Raw genomic sequence first — 9530 nt, forward strand, 5'->3', positions numbered from 1 at the left:
AATTATACCCGCCTGCCGGTTGGATCTGCTGGATGGACCATCCTTACTGGCTTATCCTACAGATACGCAGGCATACGGCCGTCTTTCTACGCTACTTACCAAAGGCAACCTGAGAGCAGAAAAAGGATCGTGCCATTTGTATAAAGCAGATGTATTTGAGCATGCTGCCGGAATGAAATTTATTGCCCTGCCGCCTGCTGTGTTGAATGAACGGTTTGAATTCGATATCTCTTTCATCCGGGCTATGAAAGAATACAAAGAAGCGCTGGGAACAAACCTGTATATCTCCGCTATCCGCTCGTACCAGGGAGATGATTTTAAAAAATTATATCGTCTGTCACAGTTATCATCAAAATATAATATTCCTTTGGTGGCTACCGGCGATGTACATTATCATATTCCTGAGCGCCGGCAACTGCAGGATATTGTAACATGTATAAGAGAAAAATGTACCATTTATACAGCAGGTTACCGGTTACATGAAAATGCTGAAAGATATTTAAAACCCCAGCAGGAAATGATACGGCTCTTCCGGCAATATCCTGATGCCATTCTGCATACCACGGAGATAGCGGAAAGTTGCCGTTTTTCACTCGATTCACTTAAATACGTTTACCCGGAAGAAATTACCAGCGAAGGCCGCACTCCACAGGAGGAACTTACCCATTTAGCATGGGAAGGAGCCAGGGAGCACTTTGGGGATAATATCCCGGAGAAAATCAGCCAGGCTATTCTTCATGAGCTTTCGTTCATAGAAGAAATGAATTATGCATCTTACTTTCTGACCGTATATGATATTGTACGATTTGCCCGGCAGCAGGGAATCCTTTGCCAGGGCCGGGGCTCAGCGGCAAATTCCACCGTATGTTATTGCCTGGGCATTACAGCTGTGAACCCTACTAAAATTGATTTGCTGTTTGAACGTTTCATTTCCTCAGCCCGGAATGAGCCTCCTGATATTGATGTGGATTTTGAACATGAGCGCCGGGAAGAAGTGATCCAATACATTTACGAAAAGTATGGCCGCGACCGTGCAGCCATTGTTGCTACTGTTACCCAGCAACGGCAAAAAGGCGCCATTCGTGATGTGGGTAAGGCAATGGGATTATCTGTAGATACTATTAGCCGTCTTTCCGGCGCTGTATGGGAGTTTACAGATGAGCCTGACGGGGAAACCCTGGCAGAGCAGGGATTTGATCCACGTGATCCACACCTGCAGAAAATGCTGGAGCTCACACGGCAGTTTATCGGGTTCCCCCGTCAGCTGGGGCAGCATACCGGTGGATTTGTTATTACAAAAGGAGCGCTCTCCAACCTCTGTCCTATCCTGAATGCACGAATGGAAAACAGGACCTGTATTGAATGGAACAAGGATGATATTGATGTACTTGGATTTCTTAAGATAGATGTGCTGGCATTGGGAATGCTTACCTGTATCCGCAAAGCTTTTGATCTTGCAAAGGCACATCATGGACGTTATCTTACATTGGCCAGTGTTCCGGAAGATGACAAGAAGGTATATGAGATGATAGGCCATGCAGACACTATTGGTGTATTCCAGATTGAAAGCCGGGCACAACAATCCATGCTGCCGCGGTTAAAGCCTAAAAAATTTTACGACCTGGTGATTGAAGTGGCTATTGTACGCCCCGGGCCTATTCAGGGAGATATGGTACATCCTTATCTGCGACGCCGTAATGGAGAGGAGAAACCAGATTATCCTTCCCCGGAGCTGGAGGAAATTTTGAAAAGAACATTGGGTGTTCCATTGTTCCAGGAACAGGCTATGAAAATAGCTATGGTTGCTGCCGGGTTTTCCGCAGCAGAAGCAGATGAGCTCCGTAGAAGCATGGCCACATTCAAAGCCCCGGGCCAGGTGACCCGCTTTCGGGAAAAGCTGGTGAATGGCATGGTTGCCAAAGGTTACGATGCTGAATTTGCCCTGCGTGTTTTTAAACAGCTGGAAGGTTTTGGGAGCTATGGCTTCCCTGAAAGTCATGCTGCCAGTTTTGCCCTGTTGGTATACATTTCCAGCTGGCTCAAGTGCCACTATCCGGATGTTTTTGCATGCGCTTTACTTAACAGTTTGCCAATGGGGTTTTACCAACCCGCACAAATTGTTACTGATGCACGGAAACATGGAGTAGATGTAAGACCGGTAGATGTAAACCTTTCTTTCTGGGATAATATACTGGAAGAGAAAGAAGGCGATTATTGCCCTTTACGCCTTGGTTTTCGTCATATAAAAGGCCTCAGCCAGGAAGATGTACAGTCGCTTATAGCCTGTCGCCATACCGGCTACACCACTATCCATGCATTGCGGGAGGCTGGGGTTACCCTCATTACCCTGGAAAAGCTGGCAGATGCAGACGCTTTCCGGTCTATGGGGCTTGATCGCCGTAAAGCCCTCTGGGAGGTTTCGGCACTTCACGACCGCCCTATCGGTATTTTCACAGGGCAACCTTCTGAGAGTGCAGCAGAAGCCCCGGTGCAGCTACCTGAAATGTCTGTTTCAGAGCATGTGGTGCACGATTACAGTACTACTTCCTTATCCTTAAAAGCACATCCTGTAAGTTTTGTCAGGGAAAAACTACAATTGTTACATATCCTTTCTGCAAAAGAGCTGGAGGGCGCCGGGAATGGCGTAGCCGTAAAGATAGCAGGCCTTGTACTGGTTCGCCAAAGACCCGGTACAGCCAAAGGTGTTTGCTTTATTACTATCGAAGATGAAACAGGTTGCAGTAACCTGGTAGTGTTTCAGGAGCAGTTTACCAGGTATCGCAAAGAAATCCTGCAAGCCAGGCTCCTGATGGTAGAAGGTACGCTGCAACGGGAAGGAGAGGTAGTTCATGTTATTGTAACGCGCTGCTATGATCTGTCTAAACTTCTACGCCAGTTATTGCCCTCTAAAGCAGCTGGCATGGCAATGCAACCACCTTCAAAAACAGAGGAGATAGCAGCAACGCTCTTTTCTGAAGCAAGGAATTTCAAGTGAAATTTGTGTGGTTTTCACAGCCATATTAAACGCCCTCCACACTTAACGCATGCCGGAATATCCCAAGTGGATCCCACTTTGTTTTTATACGTTGCAGCCGTTTGTAATTATCCTGGTAATAAAATACATGCCACGGTACCCCTGATTTATTGAACTGCTCATCAGCCAGGTCGGCATCTGGATGGGCAATCAAACACCCGCCTGCCTGTCCGCCTGGTACCGGCAATCCACCCGTTTCAGCAAACAGCTCCTGGTACAGACCCCGTGCCCATGCCAACGATTTTGCTTCATCTGCAGGGTCCATCCATCCCACATTACAGGCTGTAGCCATAATGGAATCCCGCTGCGGGAATGCCGTAGCATCCTTAGCCACTGCATTCATCTTACCGCCGAAGGTAGCTACGCCAACAGCGCCTCCGGGCACATCATGATGCGTTGTCAGATAACGATATATGATGCCCGTTTGCGCCGGCGTGTAAGGTGTCCTTAATAATGCATCTTTCACTTTAAAGGCCACCCGCTGTTCCACGAAAATATCCGGAAACGGTTGTAATGCAAATTCCAGCCACCGCATAGGTTTTCGTATTGCCCTTCCTGTTATACCAAGATTAGCGGAGATCGTGGCGGCAAATTCTTCAGCAATTTCTTCCGGGCAATCGGATAACACGGCTTTCAGCATAATTTTACCGGTTACTTTGTTAAGCAGGTATAGTGTTGCAAACAGGTTGCCGGCTTCCGTGTCTGCACCGCTATGCGTTTTACTCCACTCCCCGAAATTGTCCAGCAGTTGTTTAAATACCCGTTCATCTATCTGCTCCCAGTCCCACTCCATCTCCATTGTTTCCAGTACTTCCGGCGATGCAGGCAATAACAGTGAAGGGTTGCGCTCCTTCACGCCGGCAGCCCGAAACCAGTACCGGGTTACAATTCCGAAGTTGCCGGTTCCCCCTCCTGTATGCGCCCACCAAAGCTCCCGGTTCGGATCATTCTCTTCTCTTGTAGCAATCGCTTTCTCTACCTGACGCTCATTATTTACCCATAATATTTCCACTGCATACAAATAATCTACTGCCAGCCCATGCTGACGGTGAAGAAACCCAAAAGCTCCCCCGGATATATGCCCGCCTATACCTATGGCCGGATGCTGCCCTGCTGGCAGCAGGATTCCCCACCGGCGATCCAATGCTTCAAGTACTTCTCCCAATGTTGAACCTGCCGTTACTTCAATCGCATTCATCTCCTCATCATAGCGGATCCCTTTCATCCGGGAAATATCAATCACCATCTCAACAGCAGGATCTGCTACAAAATTTTCAAGGCAGTGGCCGCCACCGCGAACCACTACCCGCTTATTATTGTCCACTGCATATTGCAGGGCTTCTTTCAATTCATCTGTAGTAGCTACGGGAATAATTCCGGAAGGATGACCCTTCCATCTCAGGTTAACACCACGGCTGTTCCATTTATCATAGGTGGTATTCCCTGGCATGATAATATTCAGATTCATAATTATTGCGTTTAAGGTAGTATTTAGTCAACCTTGTATAAGCATGTTATCTGTTAGCAGCAATGTGTTTCGACTAAAATTGAAATAAAGGGTGTAACAGATGTAATCTGTGTAATTGAGAATTATCAACCAAGATAAAATTTTAATACCTAAAATTAGTGAGAAATTATATTTTCCAATTCTCTGAGACGTTTTTCCTGCACAGCTATCGCTTGTTGTTGTTTAGTAATCAACTCCCGTTGTTGGTCCAACTGTTTTTGCTGAGTGATCAGATATAACGTTAGCTCTTCTATTTTCTGCATTTGTTTTTGTTGCATGCTGCCAAGGTCAAGGCCGTCTTTTATAATTTCCTCCTCAGAGGGTATTTCAGGCAAATGCTTTTTAGTATTGATGTAGTTTTCAACTTCTGCTAATGAAGGGAGTTTGTAACCGGGCTCAAAAACATAATCTGCCCAGCCAGTCGATGTCACTTTTACGCGCTGAGCAGTTATCACGCCGGCTACGGCCAGCAAAGACTGTGGTGCGCTTGTGCCGATACCCACATTACCGCTATCCATTATTGTAAATCGTGGCCGGCATAGTCCGCCGGAACATCCCTGTACATCGTATGCCCAAAACTGCAGGCTGTTACCATAACTTCCAGACATATTATATATTTTCCATAGGCTTGCAGTGCCTGCAGTAGTTTTGGCCGGATTGCTCAACGTAATATTTCCGCCTATATTTGCGTCTGAAATAGCACTCACGAACCCTCCGTTTGCTACAATGCTACCGGCGACATCCAGTTTACCTGTAGGCACAGATTTTCCTATGCCTACATTGTTTTCTTCAGTAAGGAAAATTCCGGCTTCTGTATTGTTGGCAGCATTATTTTGCAGAGCAAATGTATTACTATTACGTAAAAAGCCCATCCCAGCTACTTTTTGGCCGTTTCTTATAAATGCAAGATGAAAGGTGTTATCTCCCTGATCTGCCAATCTCGATATCTGGATACCTTTACTATATACGATGGGGTCATAAGCTTCACCGAAATTAACAACCCCCTGGTATCGTGATGGGCCGGCTACCTGAAGTGAAAAGGGAGTGCCGGCGCCAATAGTTACCGCACCACTTGGCGGAAAATTGTTCTGAGCCTGAAGAACGAACGAAATGCAGCAAAGAAAGTAATAGGTTAAACATAACTTTTTCATGTAAATGGATTTTATATAAATATGAGGAATACGGGGTAACATGGTATATAATTATTGACGTCGGCGTCAGACTTGAAAAGTATAGGGCATTATCAGTTTATAAATATAGAAGATTAATTAACATAAAGATATTAATTATTTACTAACAGGTATCTCAGGAAGATGCAGATGAAATTTAGCGGAGATTTTATACCGGTTGGAATCATATTAAGTGCAACAGTTACCGCTACATGTCTGCCAGGCAGCAGACATACACGAAAAAATAAAGGTAAATAAAAAAGACCCCCTGGAAAATCCAGGAGGCCGTTCCTATTATTACAAATCCACGTTAATTAGCTGACTACCGTTATCAAAGGTTGCCTGTTGCACAGTGCAACGCTCTGCGGGAATCGAGGACCCTTGCGGATCAAAACGTGATATAGGTGAAAGGAAAGAATAACCGGTTGATGTTAATGGTAGCATACTACCGTTGACGGTTATACGTTTTTGATCTCCAAATCCGTGGAGTAATAATTTAATGTGATGAAACCTGGATGCATAACTGCCATCCGCTTTCTCCAGGATAATTTTTTTATCAGCAGGATGATAGCTGATCTTCCGCTGATAATAGACTCCTTTCTCATTATCAAAACTTTCTCCATCATCTTCATAATAAACAAAAGAATTTTGCAGGTCTCCCTTGTAGACGTGCAGGAAAAGGGTATCTGTTGGTTTTTCAGCAGTATTTTGTGTTAACGACTGCATAGGAATAATGCTGCTTTCTTTTACATATACCGGTAGTGCTTTTATATTCAGGGGCGTAATTATCTCCTGTTTACCTGTAGTGGTGCTGTCATTATAAAGGTTATACCATTTTCCTCCGGGGAAGTATACCGAACCAAATTCTTTGGTACTCTCAAAAGGCGCTATCATAAAGGCATTGCCATATCCGTATTGATTCTGGAACCGGGTCTCATACACGTTGTTGTCGAAAGTATGGGTAAGCGCCAGGGTACGCATAACGGGCATGCCTGTACGGGTAGCTTCATACATGGAGCTGTAGAGATAGGGCAGCAAACGGTAACGCAGGTTAATATAATTGCGGGAAATTTCCAGTACTTCTTCCCCGTAGGCCCATGGTTCTGACGATTTGGTATTTACGCCGGTGTGATTACGGAAATACGGAATGAAAGCTCCTATCTGCATCCAGCGGGCATACAGGCTTACAGTAGGATTTCCTGTAAAGCCGCCTATATCCATGCCGGAGAAAGGCATACCACTGATACCCAGGCTGTTCAGCAAACGAACACCCAGCAACATATGGTCTTCCTCTGCACGGTTATCGCCGGTCCAGATGGCGCTGTAACGCTGAGAGCCTGCATAGGCTGCCCTGGTTAACAGGAAGGGACGTTTCTTCAGTTCTTCCCTGGCGCCTTCATAGCTGGCGCGCACCATTTCCAGGCCATATATATTGTGTGCCTGCAGATGTGTTACCGGGTGTCCTTCATAATCAAAGATCACATTGTTTGGCATTTTTTGTCCCCAGGTAGCTATTTCATTCATATCATTCCATATACCACGTACCCCATTTTGCAGGTATGATTTTATTTGTCCTTTCCACCAGCTACGGCCTTTTACACTGGTAAAGTCGGGGAAGTGGCACCAGCCGGGCCATACCTGGCCGGTATAATTTTTTCCGTCATTGTATTTTATGAAGATGTTTTCCTTCTTCCCGCTTTCGTAAGCTGCATACCCTTCTTCTACTTTTATTCCAGGGTCTACGATGACCGTCATTTTAAAGCCCATATCCTCCAATTGCCTGGTTAGCTGTTGTGGGTTAGGGAAACGGTCTTTATTCCAGGTGAACAGTTTATAGGCATCCATGTAGTGGATATCGAGTGTAATGCCATCTGCCGGGATTTTTTTCTCCCGCAGGGTTTGCGCTATCCGCAACACTTCTGTATCAGGATAATAGCTATACCGGTTTTGCTGGTAGCCCAGGCTCCATAATGGCGGCATAGGCATGCGGCCGGTGAGGGAAGTGTAGGAGGTAATGATACCGGCCATTTGCGGGTGATAGATGAAATAATAATTCATCTCCCCTCCCCTGGCGCCGAAAGAAGAAAAACGGTTATTGCTGGCGCCGAAGTTAAAGTCGCTCTGGAAGGTATTATCGAAGAAAATACCATAGTTAAGATGATGATGTATGCCCATGTAAAAAGGGATGGTGGCATAAATGGGATCCTGGTTGGCGGCATAGCCAAACTTGTCGGAGTTCCAGTTCGTATAGCCTTCACCTTTACGGTCGAGGTTACCGGTTTTTTCACCAAGACCAATAAACCGTTCTCCTTCCTGCATTTTTTTGTAGGTGGTTACTTCATCGCCGATCCACGAGGTAGTTAATCCTTCTTCATCCTCGTTAATCACTTCTCCCGAAGGGGTAAGAAAATGAAGTGCGAAAGGATTTTTGGAGATACGCAGTTGCAGGGAGTCAGTGGTTATATTGATTTCACTGTTGGTTTGTGTAGTCTGCAGGCGGGTGGTAACGGGCTTAGCCGTCACCGCATAAGAAAAATCTGCATCAAGCGGATGCTGATCCATTCTTACACGGATCACGGAAGGGCTATATACAGTGATTTCCGCGAAGGCATTTTCTGCACTGATTTTTACTTGTTGCCCTGAGATGCTGACCGTGTTTACTTTACCGATCTTTTTTACCTGGTTTTGTGCCTGGGCTGTCAGGCAGGAAAGCAGTAACAGCCATCCTGAGCGCTTTAGCAGAGCTATTGTATACATAAGAAAGATTGATTGGCTGCGCAAAAAACTCCCCTGTCGCATTAGCTGTATAATGCGAAACAGACACAATATCAACAGGGAGAGGGCTTTGCTGCGTGGCAGGACTGGCTAAGCCCTGCCCGCAACAAAAGAATAATTATCAGTAACCCGGGTTTTGTACCAGGTTTGGATTTACTGCAAGATCACTGGTAGGAATCGGGAACAGCAGGTATTTCGGATCGCTGGCGCTTTTCAGCTGCCATGCATCCAGGTATTTACCAAAGCGGATCAGGTCTTGTCTTCTCCAGCCTTCCCAATACAACTCACGACCTCTTTCCGCCAGCATTTTGGTAAGGTCCATTGTTAACAGCGGAGTGGCGCCGCGTTTAGCACGAAGATCATTTACTATCAGGAGCGCTGCGGGAGCATTACCGGTTCTGATAAGGGCTTCTGCTTTCATGAGCAATGCATCTGCATAACGGAAAAATACAAAGTCGTTGGTTGCCTCACTTCCGCTGGAACCCATATCAGGCGGATATTTCACCACCCTGATACCAGACATTTCCACCTGGTCGCCGGTAGCCCTGAGCTCTACTTCGCGTGTAAAAATGAGGGGGCGTTTGCTTCTGTCGAGGATCTTCTCTCCATTTTGGTTGTATTGCTGACCAATCAGGAAACCTACTTTTAAACCGGAAACATTGGTTACACCCGGGTAGTCGCCACCCCTGCGGGTATCTGTTGCTTCAAATGAATCATAGAAATCAGATAAAGTGGTAAACCCATTCCATCCGCTTGGGTTCTGGCTATAGTGCAGTGTGCACATCCAGCGGCAGTATACGTTATTGCCGTTACGGATATTGCTGATACCAGGGCCGTTCTGCTGGGTAAAGATATTTTCTTTGGATTTCGCATCGTTATCCTTTGCGAAATTATCAAAGTAATTAGGCGTAATAGTATAGCCGCTGGCGGTTAGTTCATCCGCCAGTGCAATTACTTTTTGCATATCTGCAGCATCAAAGGTGGGAGCTTTCCTGTTCAGGAAGGCGCCTTTGTTCAGGTATATTTTCATCAGCAGGAAACGGGC

5 protein-coding genes are annotated in these 9530 nt (G+C 45.9%); 1 reads left to right on the forward strand and 4 read right to left on the reverse strand.

The genetic code is table 11. The features are described from left to right. Positions 1-2995, forward strand: a 2995-nt coding sequence (locus VIM72_RS29675) for an error-prone DNA polymerase (protein WP_332006428.1), incomplete at its 5' end; no start/stop codon positions are given. 25 nt (positions 2996-3020) lie between these two features. On the opposite strand, the gene VIM72_RS29680 is transcribed toward VIM72_RS29675, so the two are convergent. The 4 genes from VIM72_RS29680 to VIM72_RS29695 all read right to left on the reverse strand — a co-directional run. Continuing rightward, entirely contained in the window at positions 3021-4502 is a 1482-nt protein-coding gene (locus VIM72_RS29680) for an FAD-binding oxidoreductase (RefSeq protein ID WP_332006429.1), read from the reverse strand. A gap of 155 nt (positions 4503-4657) precedes the next feature. Next, entirely contained in the window at positions 4658-5692 is a 1035-nt protein-coding gene (locus tag VIM72_RS29685; RefSeq protein WP_332006430.1) for a hypothetical protein, read from the reverse strand. 315 nt (positions 5693-6007) lie between these two features. Continuing rightward, positions 6008-8467, reverse strand: a complete 2460-nt coding sequence (locus tag VIM72_RS29690; RefSeq protein ID WP_332006431.1) for a TIM-barrel domain-containing protein — start codon at positions 8465-8467, stop codon at positions 6008-6010. A 139-nt stretch (positions 8468-8606) separates the two neighbouring features. Next, positions 8607-9530, reverse strand: a 924-nt coding sequence (locus VIM72_RS29695; protein WP_332006432.1) for a RagB/SusD family nutrient uptake outer membrane protein, incomplete at its 5' end; no start/stop codon positions are given.

The organism is Chitinophaga sp. (assembly GCF_036569185.1).
Taxonomy (GTDB): Bacteria; Bacteroidota; Bacteroidia; order Chitinophagales; family Chitinophagaceae; genus Chitinophaga.